Below are 25,782 nucleotides of genomic sequence, written 5' to 3'. Positions count from 1 at the left end.
GATAGGTACGCAGGAACCTCCGATAGCGCCGATCGTCGACATGACGCTCGATAAGGGCAGTGCGCCGTTCCGCGATAGCCTTCGCCAGCTGCCGCAGGGCGGTTTGATGGAGGTGCAACGTAATCTTTTCAAGCGGCAGTGACGCCGGGAGGCAGAGGCACCATGATGATATACTGTCGCGCGCTGCCCGGGCTACTGCTGGTCACGATCACTCCGTTTGCTGCGATAGCGCAATCGCGGACGCAGCCAAGTGACCTCGTTAGGCAGGGGCCGGGCGAGGTCGCGGCGCAGCCGCCATTTGGTACTGACGAGCAGCGGCCGCCGCCGATGTCCAGTGCGCCGTCCGACCCAACGCAGCCGCGCCAGCCACCATTCGCGGCGTCTCCGGCACCCTCGCCGCGGCCGCCGCCTCAGCCGCCATTTGGTACTGATGAGCAGCGGCCGCCGCCGATGTCCAGTGCGCCGACCGGCCCGATGCAGCCGGTGATTGCTGTGGACGCGCTGAATCCGCTCGTCCCCCTCATCGTGGACCAGTTGCGCCAGCCACCTTTCGCGGCGTCTCAGGCACCCTCGTTGGGGCCGCCGACTCAGCCGCCTTTTGGATCGCAGCAGATGGGGAGGCCGCCGACTCAGCCGCCTTTTGGATCGCAGCAGATGGGGAGGCCGCCGACTCAGCCGCCTTTTGGATCGCAGCAGATGGGGAGGCCGCCGACTCAGCCGCCTTTCGGATTGCAACAGATAAGATAGACGATCAACGGGAAATCCGAACAATGGACGCGCGGTCTGTCCTGAGGCTACGCCATCTCGTCGCACTCGCCGTCGGCGTCATTATGGCGGCTGGTGCGTTGCCGCCGCTGGCCTGCCAGGCGCAGCCGGCGGGCCGCGAGGATCGTGCACGCGGCGAGATCCGCCTCACCGCGCCGCTCTCGAGCGTGCCGTCGACGTTGGCGGTGTCGCCGGACGGGCGCTTTGTCCTGGCATCGACCGCGGACGGCAGCGTCTCGACCTTCGATCTCAACTCGCGCTACGGCCAGACCGAGGTGCTGATCTCCGCGCCGATCCGCGACGAGGAACTGCAGAAGCAGCGTCCGATTGCGTTGTCGCCGTCGGGTGATCTGATCGCGCTCGGCGTGCCGCTCGAGCGAAACGTCGCCGACAGTGCACGCGTGTATTTCTTCAAGCGGTCCGACAACAAGCGCATCCTCTACAGCATCGACCAATTGCCATCGCGCCCACTCAAGCTGGCCTTCACGGTCGACAGCGCAGACCGGCTGCTGCTGGTAGCGCTTTTCGCCGACGAACAGCCGCCGCGTGTGTGGGACGTCACCAAGCTGCGCGATGCTGCTCGTGCCCCAGCGACCCATCCGATCGACACGGACGCATTGAGGCCCGACGAGGACGTGCTGCCGGAGCCTGTGGCGGGATTCTTCAGCAATTGTGATCGCAGCGAATGCCACAGCTTCGGGGTGGCCGTTCCGCCGAACGGAGATTCGGAGATCAGTCTGGTGATCGGCGGCGACAGCGGCATTGTCTTCTATGACCGGAATTTCGAAGTCGCCGCGTACGGCTATACGAGGGACGGCCGCCAGGATATGCGCCGCGTCTCGGGGATCAGCTTCTCGCCGGACGGCAAGCGCGTCGCGATCTCGCGCCGCGATCTCGCCCAAACGGAGAGGGACGCCAACGAGTCCTGCGCAGTTCATGTCTATGATTTCGAGGCCATGCGCGCCACCGGTCCCGATCGCCGGATCAACGCTCAGCCGCTCTTCAAGCTTAGGCCGGGCGAGCAATTGGGTGAGGAGGTGTGTTACTTCGCCCATCTCGTCTGGAACGGTGATGCGATTTTCGCGGCCGGCAACTTCGTGCAGCAGCCCCCGGCCGGCCAGCCTTGCAGGACCTTTCGTTACCTCGATTCCGGGTTCCATCCTTACGCGAACATGATGGTGCGGTGGGCTGCGGTCGCGGACGCGTCGCCCAGCCGCCATTGCCTCGGCACCAACGTCGCCACGGACCTGCGCGCCATCCCTGGCGGCGGCGTCGCGGCGCTGACGCAGGATCCCTCGCTCATCGTCTTCGATGCCTCCGGCAACGTGTCGACCTATCCCGCCCAACCGCACGTTTCGCGCTTCTTCGAAGGGCCCACATTCGACATCCGCAACGGCAGCCGCGGGGCGCTTGTTACGAATTCCGACGGCAGCATCGTCATGCTGCGTCCTCTGGGCGAACCGCGCCCCTACGTCGCGTTTGACCTGATGGCGCCGTTGAGTACGGCATCGTTCGTCAGCGTGACAAACCCGGATCAGGACGCGTCGCGAGCGGAATTGCTGAAGACGCTGGCTCCACATCGGAGCGGGCCGATCAAGTTTGGCGAAAAGCCGAAGGAGATGCGTCAATGTCTCGGCATCACCTTCCCGAAGGATGCGGACAGCCTCGACGGCCCGGCACGCGCTGAGTTGACAGCAAGCCTTGGTGGCTTCCTCAGACTTCGCCCGATCGAGCGCGTGCTGACGTTCCAGTTCCTCGATCCGGCATCGGGCGAGACTCAATGGCACATCGTCCTCGGCACGACCCATCGCCTGCTTTATGCGCGCTGCGACAAACAGGACGTGTGGAACGGAAAGACCATCGCCGAGACTCCGTTTCCCGGCATACGGATCCGCAACGAGGCCTATCAGCTAGCCGTCAGTGGCGATCGCAAGTTCGTCATTGCAGCCCACGCGGACGGCATCCTGCGATGGTACCGGATGTCGAGCGGCCAGAACGTGATGAGCGCGTTTCTGCGTCCCGACCTGAGCAGCTGGATCGCCTGGACCGCGGAGGGTTACTTTGACTATTCGTTCACGAGCGGCAGCCAAGTCGCGGGCTGGGTGCAGTCGATCCCGACGGGCGGCGGATCGTGGCGGATCGACGTGCAGCCCCTCAGCCGCTTTAACGAGAAGTGGCACAAGCCGGATGAGCTGCAGAAGGTCTTCGTCGACGCGCAAGCCAATCGCAACGTGACGACCGCCGAGGTCGCGCCGGACACCGGCCGCCCGCAATTGCAGGTGGCGATTATAGGTGGCGACAAGATCGTCGACGGCAATGTGCGACTGAGCATTCGTGCAAGCAGCTCGGACGCGACCTCTCAACGTTCACCCCTGACGATCGCCATCGACGGGTTCGGCCGAATGGAGTCGGCAAAGGAGCACGGTCGCCGGTTGCAGAGCGACGGCTTGCTGATTGATGCATCGTTCGACCTACCAGAATGCCTCCGCCATCAAGGCAAGAACCTTCGGATCGAGGTGAACTTCGAAGGGGCACGGGAGGGACAATACTTCACCTACGCCGGGCCGGATTCGGCCGCGTGCCCGCAGAAGCGGATCTGGGGAGTCGCGGTCGGCATCAGCGACTACGGGAGCCGTAACTCATCCCTCAAATATGCAGATCAAGATGCCCAGCGTTTCTTCGATTTCTGGAAGAACCAAGGTTTCTACAAGGTCGCTCGCTTTGCGCTGCTGACCGCGCCGCAGAACGAGCCAGGCAAGACGCTTGTCATGGAGAACGGCAAGCAGACAACGAGCCCGTTGTCCAGCGCAGACTATAAGACCTTGCGTGACTTCATGCAGGGAGAATTTAAGAAAATCGCCGAGAATGTAGAGGCGGGCGACGTTGTGTTGATGTATTTTGCCGGGCACGGGTTCTCGCTGAAGGAGATTCACTCCGATTACTGGTTCTTCATGCCGAACGGTACCGACGTGAAGGATGCTCCCAGCAAGGCCATCGGGATTCCAAAAATCGTCGAATGGCTCGGCGCGGCAGATTTCGATGCCGAGATTCCGCTGATTATTTTCGTTGATGCATGCCGCGATCTGCGGGTCTTCCCGGACAAGGTCAACCCTGCTCGCGCGCACAGAGCCGTGCCTGACTTTACCGATTTGTATCGGTTCGATGCCACGTTGTTTCTTGCCACCGGCGATGGCGCTTCCGCATTCGAGCTGCCGGAAAAAGATTTGCGCAACCCAAAGAATGTCGCGAGCTGCGAGCCGTCGGGCGAGGATAAGAACGGCGGTGGCGCATTTACGCACGTATTGCTCGAAGTCCTCAACGGTAAGAACGTGGATGATGCGCAGAACGGGATTTCACTGGACACCATCGAACTTCGACTGAAAGCCGATGTAAAAAACATTTGTGGCAAGCAGCATGCGATGACGTTCTCGACGTCATCGAAGTTCCCCGGCCTGTTCTTCCCGAACTGATGGGGCGTCGTCAATGTCGAGAGCAGTCCGCTTTGTCCTGTTGCTCGCCGCGCTGCTGCTGCACTCCGGCGCAAGCCGTGCGGCCGAGCGCTACGCCGTCCTCGTCGGGGTCGGCAAGTACGATCCGGCGACGGTCGTCCCGGGCAAGGACTCCATCGATCTGAAGGGCCCACCGAACGATCTGGTGCTAATGCAGGAGATGCTTTCCTACTACGGCTTCAACGACGGCAACACGAAGGTCCTTGCCGACGCGGAGGCGACGCGGCAGGGCATCATCGACGCCGTGAAGCGGCATCTGCTGTCGCTGCCGGGTGGTTCGCTGGCAGTCTTGTACTTCAGCGGCCACGGCTCAGCATTGAAGAGCGACGGGCAGGGTGAGTCGAACGACGAGACGATCGTGCCCTATGACGGACGGATTGGCGGCCAGCCCCCCCGCGACATCGTCGATGACGAAATGTACGGTTGGATCGAGGCGCTGAACGGCAAGGGTATCACGGCCGTGTTCATCCTCGACAGCTGCTTTTCGGGCGGCGGCGCCCGCCTTGGCATCGCCGACGAAACGAAGACGATCCCCGCCGCCAGTGCCCCGTCGCGCGGCGATCGCGACGGCGTCTTCTCGCTGCGCAGCGGCGGCGTTCCCGGGCGCGGCGGCGCGGTTGCGATCCTGACCGCCAGCGAAGCGCATGAGCCGTCGCGAAGCAGCCTGACTAGCCGCGGGCATCTGGGCGTGTTCACGGCCGCGCTGCGCGACGCGCTGCTGCCGGACGAGAAGGTCGCGCCGCCGGCCAGGTGGGGCGAGGCAATGGACCGCGTTGCCGCGGCGCTGAAGCCCGATCCGAGAGCAGCGGCGCTGCAGACGCCGCGCATGTTCGGCAATCGCGACGCGCCAATCTTCGATAGCGAAGGCCCGTTCTCGAATTCGGTCAAAGCCGAGCGCGTTGCCGCCGATCGCGCCACCATGAGCGCGGGTTCCGATCTCGGCGTCACTGAAGGCTCGGTGTTCAAGCTGTTCGGCAACGGCCGGGTCCCTTGGGTGAGCAGCCCCGATTTCGAGGCGCGGGCGAAGGTGACGAGCCTGACCGCCACCAGCGCCGAGCTGGAGGTGCTCGACGGCCGGCAGCTGACGAGCGAGGTGCTTGCCGCTGTCGAATTCGAGTACGTGATCCCGGGACGCAAGATCAGGGTCGCGGTTCCGCCGCGCGGCAAGATCAGTCCGTTCGACCGTAAGGCGATCGTGGACGGGCTCGGCAACTTCGCCGACCTCAGCGAGGGGGCTGCCGAGCTGAAGGTCACGCTCCAGAATGGCCAATGGACGCTTGCGACCGCGGACGGCCGCGAGGTGGGCGGCAGCTTCCCGTCAGGCAAGAGTGAGCTCTTGCGCAGCGAGATGAGTGTGCGCTTCAACAACTACGCGCGCTGGATGCGCCTGGTTGACTGGAAGCGCCGCGGCGCGGGCGTCGCGGCGCAGGTGCGCTATCGCCTGTTGGTCGAGACGCCGACCGGGCCGAAGCTGATCGATGGTGCCCATATCGCCGCGACGAAGATTCCCGCGGGCAGTAAGCTGCAGCTGTTCGTGGAAAGCCGCGAGCCGCGCAAGGTGCGGATCGACGTGCTGCTGCTGCGCCCGAATTTCACGGTCGGCTGGTGTCCGCTGGGTCCTGCCGGGCGCAACCAGGAACTCTCGACCGAGCCGGTGGAGCTCAGCGCGCAGGCGGGCGCCGCGGCCTGGAAGATCATCGTTTCCGATCAGGCCCAGAACCTGAGCTTTGCGTTCCTCGCCAGCGACGGCGCGCGCGCTGCGCGCACGGCCTCTTTGGAGGACGAGTTCGCCCGGGTGTGGAACGGCGTTGGCGCGCGGCCGCGCGCGGCGCCGGACGGACGGTCGTTCTGGAAGACGCTCGACGTGCCGTTTCAGGTGACGGAGGCGCCGGTCGCAGCGTCGATCCCCGCATCTCCGAAGCGCTGCTTCGGGGTCGGGGAGAAATGAGCGATCGCATGTTCTTGACGTGCGCAGGCACAGGTCCGACAGAGGGGTCGAACGATGAGATCTACGCTTTCCACTGGGGTGGTGTGTCTGGCTCTCTGCGTCTTCGCGTGCGAGGCGCGCGCGCAGATCGATCCCGGGGAGGATGCACCGCGGGCCAAGCCTGAGATCAAGGGCAAGCAGCAGATCCTGTTGAACCAGAAATTCGAGCGGCTGCAGCCGCCGATGGCAACCGACAAGTCGGCCCAGGACAAGGCCGCGGCGGCCCCGGTGCCACTGGCCGAGGGTGATGGTTACGGCTCCGTGCGCTATTCGATCGGCACGCCGCAGCAGAAGCAGCGCCTCAAGCTCTTGATCGAGGCGATGGCGAGGTCGCTGCCGTCGAGGTTCGGCAACAGTGCCGGCACCTATGTCGTCAACATCACGGTCACCGACAGCGCCGGCAAGCTGCTCGCAAGGGAGCCAGTGCTGTCCTTCCAGTGGACGAAGCAGCAACAGCTCTTCTTCATCGAGAAGACCGTGAGCGAGGTGCACAAGACGAGCTGGCGAGGCACGCTGGTCGACAGCATGCTCGTCAAGGCGCCCAACCAGCGGCTGAAGATTGCGGTGGAAGTCTCCCTGCAGGAGGACCGCTCGCTCGACTTCGAGTTCATCAAGAAGGCGGCCAAGGCCTACGGCGCCAGCGCTGTGGCCACCTACTATCCGCTGCCGACACTAGCGTTGCCGATGATCGAGTCGATTACGAGTCTGCTCAACGATCTTTACGCGCGGTCCACCAAGAAGAGCCTGGTCGATGAGGAGGAGGTCGTCTTTATGACCGGCGCGACGCCCATTCGCACCGGCATCACGTTCACGGACGCCAACCAGACTCCCTTTACGGTGCCAGTGCTGATTTCGATCGAGGCCCAGCCGTCCGTGATCGCGCCGGCGATGAAGTTCGATAGTCCGAAGTTCGACCGGATGGGGCTGACGGAGATCTTTGACGAACGGCGCGTCGCCGTCGCCGACGGCAGGCAGGTGCGGGTCATCGAGCTCATTCCGGCGTCGAGCGAGCAGCGATACCGCAACACACGCACCATGCTCGAGACGGTGCAGGCCGGCAAGGGCTACAGCGAGGGCGACGCGGCGCTGCGTTGCGGCGATCTCTACGGGGCCCTCGGCGCCTATCTCTCCAAATACGATGCGCGGGCGATGTTCTGGTCGTTCCTGCAGAAATACGGCGCCTTCCTGCCAAAGGACGCCTGCCTCGGCGGCCGCAAGGCGGAACTCGAGGCCGCAGGACTCGGGGAGTGAGGCGGCAGACCCAACATGACGACGGCTTTGGCATGGAAGGAGGGGTTTTGATGCGTACGGTGATGAAGCTGGCTCTTGTGGCCACGATGGTGTATTCGGCTGCGGGCTTGGCGGAGGCGCAGGGCACGAAGAAATCCGAAAAGGCGGTCGGGCCGCCGTCGGTGGTGGCAGCGCCCTTCACCGACGAGATGCTGAAGCAATTCTCGCCGCGTTCGAAGCCTGAGATCCGCGCGGCCATCATCGCGCAATGGTCGCGAGCCGCGGCCGCCGGCATCGACACGCCCAACGAGATCCACCATTTCCTTGCGCAGCTTGCGACCGAGAGCGGCGGTTTCCGTTACATGGAGGAGAATCTGAACTACTCCCCAAAGCGCCTGCGCCAGATCTTTCCGAAATACTTCAAGACGGAGGCGGAGGCGGAGGCCGCCGCTGCCAAGCCGCAGCTGATCGCCAACCGCGTCTACGGCAATCGTCTCGGCAACGAGTGTCCAACGGACGGCTGGGACTTTCGCGGCTCGGGGCTGATACAGCTGACCGGTCGCGATAACTTCCGTGATCGTGGCAGAGCGCTGGGCCTCAAGCCCACGATTGAAGACTACCCCGAGCTCGCGCGAACGCAGCCCGTCGCCTTCTATGCCGCGGTCTCCTATTGGAGCTCACGCAACATCAACGTTCCGGCCGCCCGCGACGACCTCATCGAGGTTCGCCGCCGTGTGAACGGCGGCAAGATCGGGTTGAACGAGGCCCGTATCTGGCTTGCCCAGGCGCGGCGGTTCGTGCGTCTGCCCGGCGACAAGTCCGCCCAGGATAAAAGTGCCGACAAGGGTCTCGATGATCCAACATCGCCCGGGCGGATTGCCGGGGAGGACCAGCTCGTCGCGCTTGGCTTTCTCCCCGCCCAGGACAAGCCGGACAAGTCGACGAAGTCCTCGCAGGACAAGGCTGCGACCGTCAGCGACTCCTTGCGGCGATTCCAGGAGAGTCGCGATATTGAGCAGACCGGACAGTTCGACGAAGCGACCCTGTACGAGCTGACCGACACCGGCAACTTCCTGGAGCAGATCGTCGAGCGCTCGAAAGAGAAGAAGGCTGCAAAGGGCGCGCTGCCGGCTTTCTGCCGCAAGGAATCTTCGTCGCAGAGCTGACGTCGATCAGTCACGCTCATCGCACCCGAGGCTCGCACGCGAATGAGGCCGTGGCGCGATACACCGCGGTGTATCGCGCCAAGAGCTTAGACAAGCGGTCTGACGCCAAACGCTGGACGCCCAATCTGGAAACCGAAGCAGATCGGTCGCACTGGGGCGCTGATACACGAGCAACGCCAAAGCCGACCCTCATCCCGGTTCCGCGAAAGAACTGTCTGGCAGCTGTTTGGAAGCGAGCGCCCGAGCCCCGTGCCTCATGTCGGCGCATCGGCGGCTACCGATGAGCCAAAAGGACAGGCAGCTTTGAGCCAATCTGACCGGTCCGCATTCAAAGTCCTGGACAGACCCGGCAAGTTGGTCGCAGTTGCGGCACATGGATGGCCGAAAGCGTGTTGCCTGGAGTCTCAGACGGATCCGCAGAGCGCGGGCTGTCGCAGGAGGGTGTTGCTCACGATGCCGGGGTTGTCCCGAGCTATGTCAGCCGGGTCGAAACCGAGAACTACAAGACGACGGTCGGTATTCTGGACAAGGTGGCGGCCGCGTTCAGCCTTGACGTCAGCGAACTGCTTGCGCTTTCCCCGCCGGGCGCCGAGCCACCGGCACCGATGCGCCGGTCAAGAAGCCCTCGGGGCACCGAACGGGATAAGTGGCCTACTCGATTGTGCCGGGCGAGATGCCGGCTGCTGGGGCACGCTGGCAACGTGACCATCAGTACTCTTCCGACAGCATGACCGTCAGGACCCGAAGGGTCGCCTTGGGGTCGGACGGGTCGGCGCTGCCGGCCGGCGGTCATGCTCGGTTCGTAGTAGTCGATCTTCCAAAACACCCGACCCGCGCCATCCTGATCGAAGGTGCCAAAGTCATGCTCGCCATAGGGATCGTCGTCGTCGGTGAAGCGGTCGTAGGTGCGGACCTTGGTCGGCAGCGCTTCGACCACTTCGCTGGGCAAGTTACGGATTCCTTCGGTGAACATCACTCGGCCGGTGAGGAAGGTCGTGCGCAATAGGTCGTTCAGTTCGGCGATGGTGGAGCGCTCGGTCATCGCGCCGCTCCTTCCTTCACCGCCGGGGTCGCTGTTCGGCCCAGCGTGCCGCTTAAGGTCGAGCGCGCGACACCAAAGCTGCGGCACACGCTGGCTTTCGATGCGCCGGCCTCGAGGGCCGCGATCATCTGCTGCAGTTTCTCGTCATCGATGGCCCGCGGACGTCCGCCCCGTCGGCCCCGGCGCTTGGCGGCGGCAAGGCCGGCTATTACCCGCTCCCGCGTCAGTGCCCGTTCGAACTGCGCCAAGGCGCCGAAGATCGAAAACAGCAGCTCGCCGTGCGGCGTGGTGGTGGTGTCCATCTGTTCGGTGAGCGAGCGAAAGGCAATGCCGCGCTGCTTGAGGTCCTCGATAATGGTGAGGAGGTGCACCAGCGAGCGACCAAGCCGATCGAGCTTCCAGACGACGAGGCAATCGCCCGGCCGCAGGAAGGCCAGGCAGTGCTGCAAGCCGACGCGATCATCCTTGGCGCCCGATGCCTTGTCATGGTGGAGGTGCCGTTCATCGACGCCGGCGGCGACGAGGGCATCGCGCTGGAGGTCCACGGACTGCCGGTCGTCAGCCGTCGACACGCGCATGTATCCGATCAACATGCTCGATCCTGAGTTTGATGATGTGAGGGTGATGGGCCGTCTGCCGCGCAATCGCCTGCGGCGTCGCTGGCAGCGGAACGGGCGTCGGGTGCAATCGACGCCCGCCTAGTGGGCCGCAGTGGCGTCAGCGGCGCCGCCAGCGGCTCGGTCGCAGTTACGCGGCTGCGGCGCTGTTGCCGGTCGGCAGCAAGGCGAGTTGGTGCGCACGGCGCAGGAAGGGCGGCTCCTCGGGCCAGTCGCGCCACTTCAGCACGAACAGGCCGTCGTCCTTCACCTCGGCGATGAGGGCTTCGTACCAGCCATCCATCGGGGCGATCGTCGCCAGGACCAAACTGCCCAGCTTGATGTTGCCCCAGCTGGGCGGGAGCTGATAGCCGCTGAAATCATACAGCTTTGGCGCCGCCGCCTCGTGGGCTGCATCGGGGTCTTCGCCCGAGTCAACGTCGTCAGCGATACCGAGTGCCGCCAACAACTCGGCGTAGAGGCTGGTCTTGACGAACGGCGCGAACGCCTTGCCGCTGGGAAAGAGCCTGCCGACCGGCAGTTTCACGGCGAGCTCTCGGACGGCATCGGTCGTGATGGCCGAGATCTTCATCGACATGGCTTCGGCCGCAGCTGTGGCGTCTTCGACATCGGCACTGAGGAACGAGGCTGCGTGCGGCTTGCCACCGCCATCGCGGCCGAACAGCACGAGAGCGATTGTGTCTGGCGCTGGCGGCGCGACAGTTTCGTTGGTTAGCACTTTGAACTTGGGTTTGGGCATTCGCGGCTCCTGATATGAAGACGGGCCCCGAAGGGCCCGAGCGATACAGGTAAAGCCGCAGTCGCAGGGTTCACGCGGGCCAAAAACCGGCACCCGCCACCGCAACTCTACGAACAAATGTACAACAATCTTGAGTTGAAGTCAAAGACACAGCTATTTCTGATCTGTACTTCTACTGCAAATCGAGTCGACGCAACGCGTTGCTCGCTGCGCGCCCGTTCGATGAAACCTTGCTCCGACCGACGCCAGCAGCCGCGTCAGGCTCAGTTCGACCGAGGCGGACAATCGAGGGAAGCGATTGCCTCTGATACTGGCATCTCCAGCACGATGTTGCCGGCACCATCGTCGACCACGATCACAATCGACAGGGCAACACCTGCACTCTCACCTTCCACCAAGTCGACCGCCACGGCCGTTGCTGCCCGCCACGCCTGATCGGCATCCCGAAGTTCGAAGCCCTCACGGTCCGGGATGAGGTCGCCATCGACGCGGGCGTGGAAGAAATATCGCGGCATGCATGCGCTCCTTAGATTGAGCCACAGAACTGGTGCGGGAGGGCGCAATGGCAAGGTCGAAAGCCAACGCGGAAGTCTGCCAAGCCTCCAAGTTGGAGAGGTGAGTGGCCCTTCGGGGAATGCGGCGCCCAGACGCCGCGCGATGAAGTTAGCCGCATCGAAAGAGGTGGGCTTGCACCGGCCCAGCAAAGTGAGTCTTTGGCATATTGCCGGGGCGGCGTCCGCCCCGGCTCACTTCTGACATCGCGAGTTCGGTAGTCTCTGTCTTCGCTTATTGGCTATTTCGAATACCAATCGAACGCGGTTTCCTGAGTCGAAAAGATGATATCGGCGGGGCTCACTTGACCGCTTCTGAACGGGCTAGCGAGGATTGCTTCAACACTGCCGTCGCAGCCGAATGCGTAGTCGGCGAACTGGCCGGCGATCTTGGGGCATTTGCGCAACAACTCGGCCTTGTGGTTGTTCATGAGGTCCATGAAGACCTCCGTCTTGAATGGCTTCCCGGGCTTGAACACCACCACGGTAGCGGTCGGCTGCGGGGTCACGGCATCGACGAGTGCCGGGTAGCGCATGAAACCGAACGCAAGCAGATCCAGATCAGACATGTCCAGCTTGTGGCCGTGGCGCTCGAAGAAAGGCGGGATCTGCTCGACCCACTTTGCGAATGCGCATCGAAGCTGCTTTCGTACGCAGCCTTTGAGCGGGTCAAAGGGGCGAAAGGTCAGAGTGACCGGGTGTTGGTCACACAGGATATAGATGTTGGCAAACTGCATGAATACAGCGCCAAGGGCTTCGTCATTCGTCATTGTCATGTGCCTTGTTTTGAGGGCTGCACGCACAATTGGCCTGCGCGCAAGCGCGCTTCTTGGGCGCGCACAGCCGATACAGATCTACGTTTTGGAGTTTTAGTTTGTCCCTAAGCTTCTTCAGTCAGCAAAGGGAAGTCGCGCCTGTGCAAACGGGTTTGCACAAGGATATGGTTCACAGATTTCGATGATGGCACTCCCGGCTCGTGATGAAATCGAGCGAGGAGATGGCTCTCCTCGCTCGCCCCCGAGTGGTCGGAGGTAGCGGGAGAGCATTATGCTCAGCGACGGCTTGTAAAAGCCGCGCGTCCTCTTGCACCTCAGTGCGGCGCGGGACCTGTTGACTTAACGAAATCACGGAGATGCTTGCGCGTCAAGCCTAAATGTAGCGAATGTAAGTTTTCCATTTCCATGATTAAGCTGTTGGCGACTACAAGGCGTTTGCCATGTAATGAGGGCGCTACAGTATTGGTATTGTTGCAATTGCGCGGTGACTGAAAATCGCAGTGTCGGCGGTTCGACTCCGTCCCTGGCACCATTTTCTCGCTCGTGATCGCCCCGAGAAGCCCAAAACGCCAGAGAATCCAACGCCAAGTTCGCTTCGGAGCGGAGATCGGCGCTGTGGAGGTGCTGGCTGTTCTGGCAACCCGAATGGCTGATCCCGCCCGGTCGAACGAAAATGCGCCGCCCGCATCGGAAATCCCGGATAGTGAGACCTCCGGGAAACGGACCTGAGGAGCCGAGCGTAACGCGGCATCGTGTCTGGCGGATCGAAAGCCCTGCATAAATTGCAGGTTCGTTCCCATGTCCCAGGACACCGGGGCAATCGTATCGGGCCGGCACGCGGCTATACGGGAGAGGAAGCTCGATATGTGGCCGAACCGTCGCCTGCTTGACCTCCTCTCGATAGAACTGCCGATCATCCAGGCCCCCATGGCAGGCGCGACCACCCCGGCCATGGCGATTGCGGTCGCCAATGCCGGTGGGCTCGGCTCATTGCCCGCGGCAATGCTTGGTGCCGATCAGGCTCGTATCGAATTCGGCATTGTGCGGCAGCACACCTCGCGGCCGATCAATATGAACTTCTTCTGTCATGCGCCGCCGCTCGCCGACACGGACCGCTACGCCGCCTGGTCGTCGCGGCTGCGGCCGTATCAAGTCGAGTTCGGCCTTGATCCCGGGACGCCTGCCGCCACGTCGGCCGTAGCGCCGTTCGGCAACGAACAGTGCGATCTTGTGGTGGAACTCAAACCGGAGATCGTGAGCTTCCATTTCGGCCTGCCGCGCGAAGACCTGCTGGATCGGGTCAAGGCGACTGGCGCGAAGATACTGTCCTCGGCGACCACGGTGGACGAGGGCATCTGGCTGGAGGGCAAGGGTTGCGATGCGATCATCGCGCAGGGACTGGAGGCCGGCGGTCATCGCGGGATGTTCCTCACCGATGATATCGCGACGCAGATCGGGACGCTGGCTCTCGTGCCCCAACTGGTCGACGCGGTGCGCGTGCCGGTAATCGCCGCCGGTGGAATCGCCGATGGGCGCGGCATTGCCGCGGCGCTCGCGCTCGGTGCAGCAGCGGTGCAGATCGGAACGGCTTATCTGTTCTGTCCGGAGGCCAAGGTACTGCCGCTGCATCGGGAGGCACTGACGACGGCGGTGAACACTCCGACCGCGATCACCAATATCCTAACCGGCCGTCCCGCGCGCGCCATCGTCAACCGAGCCATCCGCGAACTCGGTCCGATGGCCGAGGGCGTGCCGGCATTCCCGCTCGCGGCGGGCGCACTCGCAGCGCTGCGATCTCGCGCGGAAGCGTCGGGATCGAGCGACTTCACGCCATTATGGTCGGGTCAGGGGGCTCCTCTCGGCCGAGCGCTCCCGGCCTCGGAATTGACCGCGCTGCTCGCGAGGGAAGCCCTGGAAAGGCTGGCGAGGATCCAGCACGACGGAGAATAGCGGCCAGCAGCCCCGCGCCGATGCGGCTTATGCGGACACGTCGCAACGCCCAGTCAGACGTAACGGAATTTCGATTTCCAGCCCATTCGATTGACGCGGCAATTTATCTGACTAAAGTCAGACATCATGTCGATCGATCCCATCTCCCGCGTCCGCCGCTTCAACCGCACCGTCACCTCGGAGGTTGGCGCCCTCGACACATCGTTTCTCGGGCGCGGTCGCCCGCTCGGCACCGCGCGCGTTCTCAACGCCATTGGGCACGGGCAGTCCGATGTCGCGGCGATCCGCGAGTATCTCGGTCTCGACTCCGGCCTGATGAGCCGCCTGCTGCGCGGTCTGGAAGACGAGGGCCTCATCGAGACCGTATCGCATCCCGAGGACGCACGTCGCCGCGTCGCTCGGCTGACCAGGGCCGGCCGCTTCGAATTCCAGGCGTATGAGGCGCTCTCCAACACTCAGGCCGAGGCTTTCCTGGCCCGCCATTCCCGTCCGGAAGAACTGCTGCGCGCCATGGATCTTGTCGCTTCCGCACTCGGACGCAGCCATATCGTGCTTGAGGAGACGGACCCGAGACGCGACGACGCCAGATACTGCCTCGGCGAATATTATGCCGAGCTCGCACGCCGCTTCGAGCAGGGCTTCGACGTATCGCTTTCCCGCGATCCGGAAGCCGTCGACATGATCCGTCCGCGCGGCGCGTTTCTCGTCGCCACGTCGGATGGCCTCCCGATCGGTTGCGTCGGGCTGAAGGGTACCGGGGGCGAGGTCGCGGAAATCAAGAGGCTTTGGGTCGCGCCGTCCGCGCGCGGCCTCGGGCTGGCCCGGCGTCTCATGAAAGCCGCCGAGGACATCGCCCGCGACTTGTCCATAACGCGCCTTCGCCTCGATACGAACAGTGCGCTGCCCGAGGCACAGCAGCTTTACCGCAGCACCGGCTGGAAGGAGATCGAGCGTTTCAACGACGATCCATATCCAGACACCTTCTTCGAGAAGCTCCTCTGAGCGACCGCCTCCAGCCCCGTCTCGCTTCTACGCGCTCGCAGTTGCGCGCGCGGGTCTGGCCGCGTCGAGATGATTGGAGTCTTCGCGCTCGGTCGAGCGCGCGTCGCCAGCTTCAAGTCCGGCAATGACGATGGCCCGGAAGAGCTGGCCGACCTGCTCTGCCGGCAGATTGGTCACGATGACGACCAGTTCCGAAACCCGATCGTCGCCCGGCCATTGGTCGATTTCGCTGACGCTCACGGTCGCGCCGACGCCATGAACGAGCACCGGCCTGCTTCGCCCGGCCACCCGCAGAATGCCCTTCAGCCGGAGCATGTCGGCCGGCCTGCTTGAATAGAGCAGGTCGAGCCATTGCCGGAACCGCGGCCACGACAGCGGCGCACCATGCCGGATCGACCACGATTGGACGTTCCGATGCACGCTACTGGCATCCGCCGGTCGGCGAAGCGAATGTTCGGTGCAGGGCACGCCGGGATCGTGGGTGCAGGCTTCGCCGCCATCGCAGCGGAAACTATCGGTGCGCCCGGCTCCCCGCAGTCGGGTTCCGCTGAAATCGAGGATAGCGGACGGATTGGCGGCTTCGTCATCGCCGGTCACGATCTCGGCGAGCGGATTGATCGCCCTTATGTCATCGACCAACTGATGGACCTGCCCCAGGTCGGCGACGTCGCATTTGGTGATGACGCAGAGGTCCGCCTGGGCAATCTGTGCCGTGACCTCGTCGGCTTCCGACAGCTGGGACGAGCCGAGGACGCCGTCGACGGTGACGATCACCTTGGCCAGATCGACGCGGCCGCGCAGGCCTCGCGCCGTCACCAGATCCTGGACGATCATGGTCGGATCGGCGAGCCCCGTCGTCTCGATCACGATGCGCGAGAATGGCGGAATCTCGCCATTGCGGACCCGCGTGAACAGGTCGCCGATCACGTCGATCAGGTCGCCCCGGACCGAGCAGCAAAGGCAGCCGTCTTCCATGAGCAGCACGTTCTCGATGGAAGACTGCACCAGCTTCTGATCGAGGCCGACCTCGCCGAACTCATTGATGATGAGGGCGGTGTCGCTCAGCCCAGGCGCGTTGATGATGCGCCTGAGCAAGGTCGTCTTGCCGCTGCCGAGGAAGCCGGTGAGCAGGTAGATCGGAATCGGCGCCGCGCCGCCGCCTGTCTCCTGCCGGCGCGTACCCATCCGCATGGTCAGGCGCTTTCCTCCGCGAGCTTATGCTTCTGCGTGCGCGCACCTGTCAGCACGGCGATCACCACGAACACGGCGAACAGGGCCAGCAGCCCCGCGCTGATCGGATGCTCGAGGAAGATCATCGGATCGCCCTTGGAGATGGTCAGCGAACGCCGGAAGTTCTCCTCGAAGATCGGGCCGAGAACCAGGCCCAGGACGAGGGGCGCCGGCGAGCAGTTGAACTGGCGCGCCACCATGCCGAACAGACCGAAGCCAGCCGCCATCAGCACGTCGAACGCGGAATTCCGCACGCTATAGACGCCGATGCAGCAGAACAGGATGATCCCCGGATACAGGAAGCGGTAAGGCGTGGTCAGCAGCTTGATCCACACGCCCACCATCGGCAGGTTGAAGATCAGCAGCATCAGATTTCCGATCCACATGCTGGCGACTACGCCCCAGAACAGGTCGGCGTGGTTGGCCATGAGCTGAGGGCCGGGCTGGATGCCCTGGATCATCAGCGCGCCCAGCATCATGGCCATTGCCGGCCCGGCGGGGATTCCCAGCCCGAGCATCGGAATAAAATGCGTCATGGCGGCCGCATTGTCGGCGGACTCGGGCGCGGCGACGCCTTCGATCGCCCCTTTGCCGAAGCGGGATTTGTCCTTTGCCACTTGCCGCTCGACGGCGTACGCGACGAAGGCGGAGACCAGCGGGCCGGTGCCCGGCAGAATCCCGAGCGCCGCCCCGATGCCGGTGCCCCGGAAGATCGCCGGGAAGGCCTGTTTCAGGTCCGACAGCCGTGGGAACAACTCCGAGAACTTGACCGACAGCGCTCCGCGCCGCTCCGGCGCATTGATGTGCTGGGTGACCTCAGCAAAGGCGAAGAGGCCGACAGCGACCACGACGAAGTCGACGCCTTCCGCGAGTTCCGGGAGGCCGAACGTGTAGCGCTCCAATCCCGTGCCGACGTCCGTTCCGACCGTGCCGAGCAGGAGCCCCAGCACCGCCATGCCGAAGGTGGACAGCGCCGATCCGTTCGACATCACCGACGCGGTCATCAAGGCGACGGCTACCAGCGCGGTGTATTCCGGCGCGCCAAACAGCAGGCCGGCTTCCGACAGCAGCGGCGAGAACAGCGTGATGACGATGATGCCCACGCATCCGGCGAAGAACGAGCCGATCGCCGACACGCAGAGCGCGATGCCGGCGCGTCCCTGCTTCGCCATCGGGTGGCCGTCCATGCACACCACTACCGAGCTCGGCTCGCCGGGCATGTTCAGCATGATCGCCGTGGTCGAGCCGGCGTGATGCGCGCCGTAATAGATGCCGGACAGCATGATGAGCGCGGAGACCGCCGGCACCTGGAATGTCAGCGGCAGCAGCATGGCGATGGTGGTGACCGGGCTGATGCCGGGCAACACGCCAACCATCGTGCCGATCGCCGAGCCGAGCAGGCAGTAGCCGAGGTTCTGCATGGTTAGCGCAATGCCGAAGCCGTGCGCGAGCTGTTGAAGAATGTCCATGAAACACTTCCCGAGCGAGGGTTAAATCTCGGGCCAGAGATTTAGGGGGAGACCCAGCATCTTCACGAAGATCAGGGCGGAGAAGATCACCAGAGCGACGGAAAGCAGCAGATATTCGATCGGCCGGGTGCGGATCTGCTTGTGACCGATGCAGGCGAGCAGCAACACGGAGGCGATGATCAGGCCGAGGCGCTCGACCGTCAGGCCGAAGACGAACACGCCGAGCGCGACCGAGAGCGCCGGGACAAGCGGCCACGACGCGACCTCGCGTCGCCCCGCCCGCATGATCGAGGTGACCACCGACAGCACGCCGATGATGCACAGCAGGGCGGAGAGCAGCACGGGGAAATAGCCCGGCCCCATATTGCCCACTGAACCCATGGGATAGCGCCGGGCGATGAGGACGCCGGCCACGCCTATGACAAGAAACACCAGGCCGGACAGGAAGAGCGGCTTGTCGTTGGCGCCCGTGACACCCCGGGACGAGCCCGTGGGACGTTCAAACCCTTCTTGCGGCATTGATGTCCTCCTTGGCGCGAGCGTGCGCCCGGAAACCAGTCCCGGGCGTCCGCCGGCGAGCGCTCACTGCGGCGCCACTTCGATGTTGTTGTCCTTGATGATCTTGGCCCACTTCGCCCGCTCGGAATCGACGAACTGGGAGAACTCCTCCGGCGACTTGCTCGGGGTCGCCTTGATGTACTGGTCGGCGAGCTTCTTCTGGGTGTCCGGATCCGCCATGATGGCAGCAACGGCGGTGTAGAGCTTGTTGACCCGGTCAGCCGGGGTCTTTTCCGGCACGAACATGCCGTGCCAGGCCGAGGTTCCGATGTCGCCGTAACCCAGTTCCTGCATCGTCGGCACGTCCGGCAACTCGGGCAGCCGTTCCGTCCAGGTCGTGGCGAGGCCTTTCAGCCGGCCGGACTTGATGAGCGGCAGTCCGCTCGCCTCATTGAGGAACTCGAGCTGTATCTCGTTGGCGAGCAACGCCGGCAGGATCTGGCCCGCGCCCTTGTAGGCAATATGGGTCGCCTCGAGGCCGTTCTTGGTCATGAAACGCAGCGCGTCGATCTGCGGATAGGTGCCGACGCCGCCCGAGCCGTACTTGACGTCCTTGAGCTCGCCCGACTTCATCTTGGCGATCAAGTCCTGGATCGAAGTGACCGGCAGGCCGCCATTCGCGGACAGGATGCCCGGCACCTGGATCAGGTTGCTGACACCCTTGAGCTTGATGTCCTTGGTCTTTTCCGGATCCGTTGCAAAGGTGATTGCATTGGTCGAGACGTTCCCGACCAGGATCGTGTAGCCGTCCGGATTGGCATTGTTGACGGTCTGGTTCGCCAGCGCGCCGGTGCCGCCCGGCTTGTTCTCCACGATCACCGGCTGGCCCCACGCGGTGTGGAGCCGGTCGGCCACTATTCTGGCGACCGTGTCCGTCGGCCCGCCGGGAGGCACAGGCACGATGATGCGAATGGTCTTCGACGGATAGTCTTCTGCATGGGCCATGCTCAGCGCCGGCGCGAGCGCGGCAAGGGTGAGCAAGGTCTTTGTAATATTGAACAGCTTCCGCCTCATCCTAGTCCTCCTGCGTCTGGCTTGCCGCCAGTCGTTTTTGAATAAGATACTGAAACCACGGTTTGATCGTCGCTTGCATCCAAGCGTTGATCCCTACCGCAGCGGTTCGATCCCCAATTCGCCGGCCAGCGCGTCGAGCCTCGCGATCAGCGGCACGGGCATCCTGATGCCGTCGCGTATGCGCTGTTCGCGGCGCTCGGTGCGCTGCTCGCCCGGCAGGCGGATGGCGTCGACGCCCGGCAGTCGCGCGCCGGACTTGAGGGCTTCCGCGTGCCTTTGCACTTCGCTCTCGAACTCGGCCCGCGGCCGGAATCGGGCAATGTCGAGGGCGAGAATGAACTGCCCGGTATTGGTCGGCTGGCTGCTCACGGCATTGAAGTCGACCACGTCCAGCCCCATCGCGGCGCCGTTCAGCGTGCCGCCGAGGAAGCCGAGCATGAGCGCAAGGCCGCTGCCCTTGTAGCCGCCGATCGGCAGCAGCAGGCCCTCGGCGCTCTGCGCCGGGTCGGTGAGCGATCCGCCGGTGCGGCGATCGATCATCCACCCTTCCGGCAAGGTCTTGCCATGCAGGGCGTACTTCTTGATCGTCCCGTAGGAGACGACCGTCGTCGCCATGTCCAGCATGAGCATGTTGTCGTCGCCCGCGGGCATGCCGATGGCGAGCGGATTGGTACCAAGGGCCGGCTCGGTGCCGCCCCAGATGGCCATGTGATTGGCGCTCGCAACGGCCGAGTAGATACCGACCATGCCATGCTCGACCGGGATGGCGGCCCAGATCGACGCCGATCCCGCATGATTGGAATTGCGGGTACCGACCCAGCCGATCCCCGACTCGCGCGCCAGCTCGACCGCGGTATCCGCGGCTTTCTTCATGACCAGATGGCCAAGGCCATTTCCGCCGTCGACGATCGCGGTCGAGGCTGCCGACCGGTGGACAGTCACCGTCGCGGCCGGGTCGATGCCGCCCTCGCGGATCATCTTCGCATATTGCGGCAGGCGGAAAATGCCGTGCGCATCGGCCCCCGTCAGGTCCGCTTCCACCAGCAGTTCGGCGACGATCCCTGCGTCCTCGCCGGGAACGCCGAGCGAGCGCAATGCGCGCTCGGAGAAGGTGATGAGCCGGGATACCGGGAGGACGGTATCCCCGGACACCGGGCGCGCGAGCTCGGCTGCGTTGCCAGCCATCACACCCTCTTCATATGTTCGGCCGCGATCGGGCACGTCTCGCCGCTCTCGACCAGCGTCCGCGTCGCGGCAATGTCCGCATAGATCCAGAAGATCTTCATTTCCTGGGTGTCGGATGCGTTGATGAACCGGTGCGGCAGGTTGGCCGGCAGCCAGGTCGTATCCATCGGCTTCAGGCGATGCTGCACGCCGTCGATCTCGGCAATCGCGTCGCCCTCCAGCACCATCACGCTTTCCTCGCAATTGTGGCTGTGCAGCGGGATCGCGGCCCCGGGGGCGATGATAGTGATCCCGTTGATCAGGCTTTTTGCCCCCAATGAGGGGACAACCAAGGGAATGGTCTTGGCGCCGCCGCCGCGATCGGCGGGGCGGATCTCATCCGGGCGCAGCACGACGCCGGTAATCTTGCTGTCAGCGCTCACGCTTCCTCCTGTCATCTCATGGTTGGCGGATCCGGCCTGCGACGCTCAGACCTGCGCCGGACCGACCCACACGGTCTTGATGTTGGTGAATTCCCGAATGCCGAAGACGCCCAGTTCGCGTCCGTAGCCGGACTTCTTGATGCCGCCGAACGGCAGACGGGCATCCGACGCGACGAGACCGTTGACGAACACCGCACCCGCTTCGATGTCCCGCGACAGTGCGTGGGCGCGCGAGATGTTCTGCGTCCACAGCGCGGCACCGAGGCCATATTCGGTATCGTTGGCCACCGCGACGGCTGCGTCAGCGTCGCGCACGCGGATGATCGGAGCGACCGGCCCGAAGATCTCCTCGCGGCAGGCGGTCATGTTGAGCTCGACATGATCGAGCACCGTCGGCGCATAGAAGGCGCCGGGGCCAGCGATGGCATCTCCGCCGATCGCGACCTTCGCGCCTTCCCGGATCGACTGCACGACCTGGCGATGCAGGTCATCGCGCAGATCGGCGCGCGCGATCGGGCCGACATTGGTGTCCCGGTCCATCGGGTCGCCGGTTCGCAACGCCCGCACGTGCTTGGAGAACAGCTCCGTGAAGGGATCGGCGACCGCTTCCTCCACGATGAAGCGCTTCGCCGCGATGCAGCTCTGGCCCGCATTCTGGAAGCGCGCGCGGGCGCCGAATTCCGCCGCCCGCGCGATGTCGGCATCGGCGAGCACGATGAACGGATCGGTGCCGCCCAGTTCCAGCACCTGCTTCTTGAGGTACTTTCCGGCTTGCGCCGCGACGAGCTGGCCGACCGGCGTCGAGCCGGTGAGGGTCACCGCGGCTATCCGGTCATCGGCGATGAGGCCGGCGACGGCGGATGACGGGATGAGCAGCGAACGCGACAGCCCCTGCGGGACGCCGGCCTTGGCGAGCACGTCCTCGATCGCCAGGGCGCAGCCCGGCACGTTGGCGGCATGCTTCAGGATGGCGCCATTGCCGGCAGCCATTGCCGGGGCGAGGAAGCGGAAGAACTGCCAGAACGGATAGTTCCACGGCATGATGGCGAGCACGACCCCCAAGGGATCGAACACCACGCGGCTCTCGGTGGCATTGCTGGCCACAATCTCGTCGGCGAGAAAGCGCGGGGCGTGCTCGGCATAGAAGTCGCAGGTCCAGGCGCTCTTCTCGATCTCCGCCTCGGCCTCGCGGATCGGCTTGCCCATCTCGCTGGTGATCAGGGTCGCATAGGCGTCCCGGTTCGCGCGCAGCGCCTGGGCGACCTTGCGAAGCTGGGCGCAGCGATCGGTGATGCTGCGCCGGCGCCACGCCTTCTGGGCGGCGACGGCCTCGCTCAGCGCCTGATCGATATCGGCCGCTGAGTGCGGCTCATATCGTGCGATCTCACTGCCGGTTGCAGGATTGATCGAGAAGAACATCGCTTTGCTCACTCATTATGGAATGTGCGTCGGCCAAATGGCTGCGGCCGGCGTGGACTAGGATTCGACCAGATCGAGATGCGGCCCGGCATCGCCGGCCTCGACCTCCAGGACCAGGCGGCGGGGATTGTCGAGGACGCGGTAGCGCCCGCCCATCACCAGCTCGAAGGTCCTTCGGTAGTGATTGACCAGCAGGTCGGCGGCACCATCCGCATCACGGGCGAGGCAGCGCTCCATGATGTCGCGGTGCGCCTTCACGAGATTGCGCTGTACCGGCACCGAGCCCTTGGCGGAAATGAGACGGCGGCGCGCACGATAGCGCGTGGTCTGCTCATAGAGCTTGTGACAGAAGCTCAGCAGCCACTCATTGTCGCAAGCCGCGATCAGGCTGAAATGGAATTCCTGGTGGGACGTCGACCATTCCGGGGTCAGCACGAACTTGCCGCCGACGGTCGCGACCTTCGCGAGCCGATGGAAGGCAAGCACGACGCTGTCTTCCCAGCGCTGATCGCCCTTGGCGATCGATAGCCGCAGCGCCGCCTCCTCGACCACGAGGCGCGCATCCGTGATCTTGAGGAACTCGGCCTCGTCGATATCGGCGACGAAGAAGCCCTTCTGCTCGCGCTTGACGGCGAGCCCGTTCGCGCAAAGCCGGTTGAGGGCATCCCGCAACGGACTAAGGCCAACAGAATATTTTTCGCTCAGCTCGGCCGGCAGCAGCTTCTGCCCCGGCGCCATTCGGCCATTGGTGATGTCGACATACAGCAGCCCATAAGCCAACTCGGCGATTGAGCCGGGCTTCTTGTCCTCGCTGCTGCTCCGTTGGCCCGATGCCATCGTGGAATCCCGTGTCGTCCGTCTCGAATGGCCTCGGCCGTGGATGTCGGGGAAACGTCGGACGCGTGCATCCGAGCACGCATCGTCGCCGCCCTCGTTCCGCGTGCGAGACGCCGTCCCCTCATTCCGGAGAAGGCCACAAGCCCCCGGGAGGGTCAAGAGATTTTATAAAATTCTTCCACGTGACCGATTTTTTGTATATTCGTCGCGACCACCGACACAACGAAATCATGCCTGGAGGCCAAGGATGGAAGGCGCGCTTTCCAAGAATATGAAGCTTCTTTCACATGACGTGCTTAGGGGCTTCGGCGGTATTGGCGAGGGCATGAGCATGCAGATCGCCGCCGACGGGCGGCGGATCATGTGGCTGGCCCATGAGGGCGCGCCGATGAACTTCAGCGGGGTGGATGTGAGCGATCCCCGCCGCCCCGCGGTGGTGGTCCAGACCACCCTTCCGCACAACAACATGCGGTCCAATTCGCTGGAGGTCTGCGGCAACATTCTCGCCGTGGCCTACCAGACCGCGAAGCACGGCATGCAGCCGGCGGGCGTCGAACTGTTCGACGTCTCGATCCCGGAGGAGCCGCGCTCGATCTCGTTCTTCGACATGTCGGGCCCGTATTCGCGCGGCGCCCACTGCCTCTGGTTTGTCGATGGGGAATTCATCCACTGCGCCGGCAGCGCCGCGGACTTCAAACCGCTCCATCCGCGTGACGACCAGTTCTACGTGATCATCGACGTGCGCGATCCCGCCCGTCCGCGCGAGGCCGGCCGCTGGTGGTATCCGGGCACGCGCGAGGGCGACGAGGCGCCGCCGCCGCCGCGCCTCAACCCGGTTCCGCTCGACGTGATCCGCGGCGGCGACGCGTTCCGCCTGCACAATGCGAACGTCTATCCGGAGCGGCCCGACCGGGCCTATATCGGCTACATCGACGGCGGTGCCTTCATCCTCGACATCTCGGACAAATCCTCGCCGAAGGTCGTCAGTGCGTGGAACCCGCACCCGCCCTATCCGGGCTTCACCCACACGGTGATGCCGCTGTTCGATCGCGGGCTGATCGTCGTCACCGACGAGTGCATCCAGGACGACGCCAAGGACTGGCCGAAGCTGACCTGGATGCTCGACGCCAGGCTCGAGACCAATCTCGTCCCGATCAGCACCTTTCCGATCCCTTCGGTGGAGGAATACGGCCATAAGGGCGGGCGCTTCGGCTCCCACAATATCCACGAGAACCGCCCCGGGCCGTCGTTCCGGAGTGAAGACGTCATCTTCGGGTGCTTCTTCAACGCGGGCATCCGCGTCTACGACATCAAGGACCCGTACCGCCCCGAGACGATCGCCTATTTCGTGCCGCCGGGCCCGGAGAACTCCCGTGTCCCGACCGCGCAGATGAACGACATCTATGTCGATGAGCGCGGCGTCATCTATGCCGGCGAGCGCTGGACCGGCGGGCTGTATTGCCTGGAAGCGGATATCTGAGAGCGTGAGGAGCGTGGCTTGACTGGATCGCGGAGGGGCGAGCGCCTCGCTCTTGTCTATGGGGCGATCCGCGACCCGGCGGCAGCAGCGCGCCATGCGCTCGCGGACCTTTACCGATCCGGCCTGACCCTTGGCCCGAGCGCCGCGAGCATCGAACCCGCTCAGCCAGCCTTGCGATTGAACTCGCAAGGCTGGCTGAGCCTGCAGCCGCAGCGCGCCGGCGAGCTTGCGACGCATGCGGATCGCATCCGGATGTGCAAGGCCGGCCTTGCCGGATCCGTCCCGCTGTTCGCCGGCCCGCTTCAGATCTTTCTCGATAGCTACTTCGATTTCCTGGAGCGGAGCATCGAATCCCGGCGCGAGGCGCTGGAGGCGAAGCTCACGACCGCAGGGCTGCCGGCGAGAGGCGGCATTCTCGATTATCGCGACTGGACGTACTCGGCTTTCCTGCCGCTTCCGAACGCCTACGTTCTCCTGGAGAGCGAGAAGACGGACGGCTCACAGTCCTTTGCTCGCGTCGACTGCGCGTTCTGGACCGGGAAAACCCTGCTGGCGGTCTTGTTCGAAACCCGCAGCATGCCGCTCCCGAGCGAGCAGCGGGCAATCGAGCAACTCGCGGCGATGGCACCGCTGGTCGAAATCCTCCACGTCCCCGCGGCGGCGCTGGACGATCCGAACGTGCTCGATGCACGGCTGGGACAGCAGCTATCCGCCTTCACGGATCAAGCCGCATTGCCGTATGGCGTCTTTCGCCTGCAGGAAGCCCGCATTTAAGGCGCGGGACTGGCCAAGATCCCCGGAGCTTTCGCTTTCGCGCCAGGGCGCCGCGCAAGT

The 25,782-nt window shown here is 64.2% G+C and carries 20 protein-coding genes and 2 pseudogenes; 8 read left to right on the top strand and 14 right to left on the bottom strand.

The features are described 5' to 3' along the window. Window positions 1-770 precede the first annotated feature (770 nt). Genes G3545_RS13750 through G3545_RS13735 form a run of 4 tightly spaced genes read left to right on the top strand, consistent with a single transcriptional unit; the run spans window position 771 to window position 8,657 of the window. A complete protein-coding gene (locus G3545_RS13750) occupies window positions 771-4,235 on the top strand; it encodes a caspase family protein (protein ID WP_170013481.1) in 3,465 nt (1,154 codons plus the stop codon). Window positions 4,236-4,248: 13 nt separating this feature from the next. Continuing rightward, window positions 4,249-6,222, top strand: a complete 1,974-nt coding sequence (locus G3545_RS13745; RefSeq protein ID WP_170013479.1) for a caspase family protein — start codon at window positions 4,249-4,251, stop codon at window positions 6,220-6,222. Between the two features lie 54 nt (window positions 6,223-6,276). Next, window positions 6,277-7,512 (top strand): hypothetical protein, encoded by a 1,236-nt coding sequence (locus G3545_RS13740; protein WP_170013477.1) that lies wholly within the window; start codon window positions 6,277-6,279, stop codon window positions 7,510-7,512. Window positions 7,513-7,562: 50 nt separating this feature from the next. Then, window positions 7,563-8,657, top strand: coding sequence for a peptidoglycan-binding protein (locus tag G3545_RS13735; RefSeq protein WP_170013475.1), 1,095 nt, complete (start codon window positions 7,563-7,565; stop codon window positions 8,655-8,657). A 708-nt stretch (window positions 8,658-9,365) separates the two neighbouring features. Here the strand turns inward: G3545_RS13735 and G3545_RS29890 are convergent. From G3545_RS29890 to G3545_RS13705, 6 genes and pseudogenes are all read right to left on the bottom strand, one after another. Further along, window positions 9,366-9,408, bottom strand: a pseudogene (locus G3545_RS29890) (hypothetical protein); the annotation flags it as partial. A 96-nt stretch (window positions 9,409-9,504) separates the two neighbouring features. After that, window positions 9,505-9,630 (bottom strand): annotated as a pseudogene (locus tag G3545_RS29885) (DUF3768 domain-containing protein); the annotation flags it as partial. A 65-nt stretch (window positions 9,631-9,695) separates the two neighbouring features. Next, complete coding sequence (locus tag G3545_RS13720) at window positions 9,696-10,292, bottom strand: recombinase family protein (RefSeq protein WP_170013471.1); 597 nt, start codon at window positions 10,290-10,292, stop codon at window positions 9,696-9,698. Between the two features lie 154 nt (window positions 10,293-10,446). Then, window positions 10,447-11,055, bottom strand: coding sequence for a hypothetical protein (locus G3545_RS13715; RefSeq protein ID WP_170013469.1), 609 nt, complete (start codon window positions 11,053-11,055; stop codon window positions 10,447-10,449). Window positions 11,056-11,318: 263 nt separating this feature from the next. After that, window positions 11,319-11,570: a hypothetical protein gene (locus tag G3545_RS13710; RefSeq protein WP_170013467.1), complete on the bottom strand. Its 252-nt coding sequence runs from the start codon at window positions 11,568-11,570 to the stop codon at window positions 11,319-11,321. A 278-nt stretch (window positions 11,571-11,848) separates the two neighbouring features. After that, window positions 11,849-12,376 (bottom strand): hypothetical protein, encoded by a 528-nt coding sequence (locus G3545_RS13705; RefSeq protein WP_170013465.1) that lies wholly within the window; start codon window positions 12,374-12,376, stop codon window positions 11,849-11,851. 870 nt (window positions 12,377-13,246) lie between these two features. Here G3545_RS13705 and G3545_RS13700 point away from each other — a divergent pair. Beyond that, window positions 13,247-14,332 (top strand): nitronate monooxygenase, encoded by a 1,086-nt coding sequence (locus G3545_RS13700; RefSeq protein WP_170018072.1) that lies wholly within the window; start codon window positions 13,247-13,249, stop codon window positions 14,330-14,332. A gap of 126 nt (window positions 14,333-14,458) precedes the next feature. Continuing rightward, window positions 14,459-15,334, top strand: a complete 876-nt coding sequence (locus G3545_RS13695; RefSeq protein WP_170013463.1) for a helix-turn-helix domain-containing GNAT family N-acetyltransferase — start codon at window positions 14,459-14,461, stop codon at window positions 15,332-15,334. Window positions 15,335-15,361: 27 nt separating this feature from the next. Here the strand turns inward: G3545_RS13695 and G3545_RS13690 are convergent, their stop codons facing one another. The 8 genes from G3545_RS13690 to G3545_RS13655 all read right to left on the bottom strand — a co-directional run bounded on the left by G3545_RS13690 (window position 15,362) and on the right by G3545_RS13655 (window position 23,468). After that, window positions 15,362-16,525: a GTP-binding protein gene (locus G3545_RS13690; RefSeq protein ID WP_170013461.1), complete on the bottom strand. Its 1,164-nt coding sequence runs from the start codon at window positions 16,523-16,525 to the stop codon at window positions 15,362-15,364. 2 nt (window positions 16,526-16,527) lie between these two features. Next, on the bottom strand, window positions 16,528-18,033 hold the full coding sequence (locus tag G3545_RS13685) for a tripartite tricarboxylate transporter permease (protein ID WP_170013459.1): 1,506 nt from the start codon (window positions 18,031-18,033) through the stop codon (window positions 16,528-16,530). Between the two features lie 21 nt (window positions 18,034-18,054). Next, entirely contained in the window at window positions 18,055-18,552 is a 498-nt protein-coding gene (locus G3545_RS13680; RefSeq protein ID WP_170013457.1) for a tripartite tricarboxylate transporter TctB family protein, read from the bottom strand. Between the two features lie 63 nt (window positions 18,553-18,615). Then, the gene (locus G3545_RS13675) at window positions 18,616-19,605 is read right to left on the bottom strand and encodes a tripartite tricarboxylate transporter substrate binding protein (protein ID WP_170013455.1); all 990 of its coding nucleotides are present in this window, start codon (window positions 19,603-19,605) and stop codon (window positions 18,616-18,618) included. Between the two features lie 93 nt (window positions 19,606-19,698). Beyond that, window positions 19,699-20,826: an Ldh family oxidoreductase gene (locus tag G3545_RS13670; protein WP_246702824.1), complete on the bottom strand. Its 1,128-nt coding sequence runs from the start codon at window positions 20,824-20,826 to the stop codon at window positions 19,699-19,701. Next, the gene (locus G3545_RS13665; protein ID WP_246702823.1) at window positions 20,790-21,212 is read right to left on the bottom strand and encodes a cupin domain-containing protein; all 423 of its coding nucleotides are present in this window, start codon (window positions 21,210-21,212) and stop codon (window positions 20,790-20,792) included. Before G3545_RS13665 ends, G3545_RS13670 begins: the two co-directional genes overlap by 37 nt. Before the next feature lie 45 nt (window positions 21,213-21,257). Then, entirely contained in the window at window positions 21,258-22,631 is a 1,374-nt protein-coding gene (locus G3545_RS13660) for an NAD-dependent succinate-semialdehyde dehydrogenase (RefSeq protein ID WP_170013451.1), read from the bottom strand. A gap of 57 nt (window positions 22,632-22,688) precedes the next feature. Beyond that, window positions 22,689-23,468 carry a GntR family transcriptional regulator gene (locus G3545_RS13655; protein ID WP_170013449.1) on the bottom strand — a complete coding sequence of 260 codons (780 nt, stop codon included), beginning with the start codon at window positions 23,466-23,468 and terminating at the stop codon, window positions 22,689-22,691. 325 nt (window positions 23,469-23,793) lie between these two features. Between G3545_RS13655 and G3545_RS13650 the strand changes: the two genes are divergently transcribed. Both G3545_RS13650 and G3545_RS13645 read left to right on the top strand, forming a co-directional pair. After that, window positions 23,794-24,948, top strand: coding sequence for a hypothetical protein (locus G3545_RS13650; protein WP_246702822.1), 1,155 nt, complete (start codon window positions 23,794-23,796; stop codon window positions 24,946-24,948). 18 nt (window positions 24,949-24,966) lie between these two features. Further along, window positions 24,967-25,722, top strand: coding sequence for a hypothetical protein (locus tag G3545_RS13645; RefSeq protein WP_170013445.1), 756 nt, complete (start codon window positions 24,967-24,969; stop codon window positions 25,720-25,722). The last annotated feature ends 60 nt before the right edge of the window (window positions 25,723-25,782 follow it).

Origin of the sequence: Starkeya sp. ORNL1 (assembly GCF_012971745.1) — a bacterium.
Lineage (GTDB): Bacteria > Pseudomonadota > Alphaproteobacteria > Rhizobiales > Xanthobacteraceae > Ancylobacter.
This window is presented reverse-complemented; position numbering and strand designations above follow the sequence as displayed.

Bases quoted from the DNA above. Each gene is read 5' to 3' on its own strand.
- G3545_RS13695 (WP_170013463.1), top strand. From the start codon at position 14,459: ATGTCGATCGATCCCATCTCCCGCGTCCGCCGCTTCAACCGCACCGTC.
- G3545_RS13675 (WP_170013455.1), bottom strand. From the start codon at position 19,605: ATGAGGCGGAAGCTGTTCAATATTACAAAGACCTTGCTCACCCTTGCC.
- G3545_RS13745 (WP_170013479.1), top strand. From the start codon at position 4,249: ATGTCGAGAGCAGTCCGCTTTGTCCTGTTGCTCGCCGCGCTGCTGCTG.
- G3545_RS13735 (WP_170013475.1), top strand. From the start codon at position 7,563: ATGCGTACGGTGATGAAGCTGGCTCTTGTGGCCACGATGGTGTATTCG.
- G3545_RS13710 (WP_170013467.1), bottom strand. From the start codon at position 11,570: ATGCCGCGATATTTCTTCCACGCCCGCGTCGATGGCGACCTCATCCCG.
- G3545_RS13740 (WP_170013477.1), top strand. From the start codon at position 6,277: ATGAGATCTACGCTTTCCACTGGGGTGGTGTGTCTGGCTCTCTGCGTC.
- G3545_RS13685 (WP_170013459.1), bottom strand. From the start codon at position 18,033: ATGGACATTCTTCAACAGCTCGCGCACGGCTTCGGCATTGCGCTAACC.
- G3545_RS13750 (WP_170013481.1), top strand. From the start codon at position 771: ATGGACGCGCGGTCTGTCCTGAGGCTACGCCATCTCGTCGCACTCGCC.
- G3545_RS13690 (WP_170013461.1), bottom strand. From the start codon at position 16,525: ATGCGGATGGGTACGCGCCGGCAGGAGACAGGCGGCGGCGCGGCGCCG.
- G3545_RS13720 (WP_170013471.1), bottom strand. From the start codon at position 10,292: ATGTTGATCGGATACATGCGCGTGTCGACGGCTGACGACCGGCAGTCC.
- G3545_RS13655 (WP_170013449.1), bottom strand. From the start codon at position 23,468: ATGGCATCGGGCCAACGGAGCAGCAGCGAGGACAAGAAGCCCGGCTCA.
- G3545_RS13700 (WP_170018072.1), top strand. From the start codon at position 13,247: ATGTGGCCGAACCGTCGCCTGCTTGACCTCCTCTCGATAGAACTGCCG.
- G3545_RS13705 (WP_170013465.1), bottom strand. From the start codon at position 12,376: ATGACGAATGACGAAGCCCTTGGCGCTGTATTCATGCAGTTTGCCAAC.
- G3545_RS13680 (WP_170013457.1), bottom strand. From the start codon at position 18,552: ATGCCGCAAGAAGGGTTTGAACGTCCCACGGGCTCGTCCCGGGGTGTC.
- G3545_RS13660 (WP_170013451.1), bottom strand. From the start codon at position 22,631: ATGTTCTTCTCGATCAATCCTGCAACCGGCAGTGAGATCGCACGATAT.
- G3545_RS13650 (WP_246702822.1), top strand. From the start codon at position 23,794: ATGAGCATGCAGATCGCCGCCGACGGGCGGCGGATCATGTGGCTGGCC.
- G3545_RS13715 (WP_170013469.1), bottom strand. From the start codon at position 11,055: ATGCCCAAACCCAAGTTCAAAGTGCTAACCAACGAAACTGTCGCGCCG.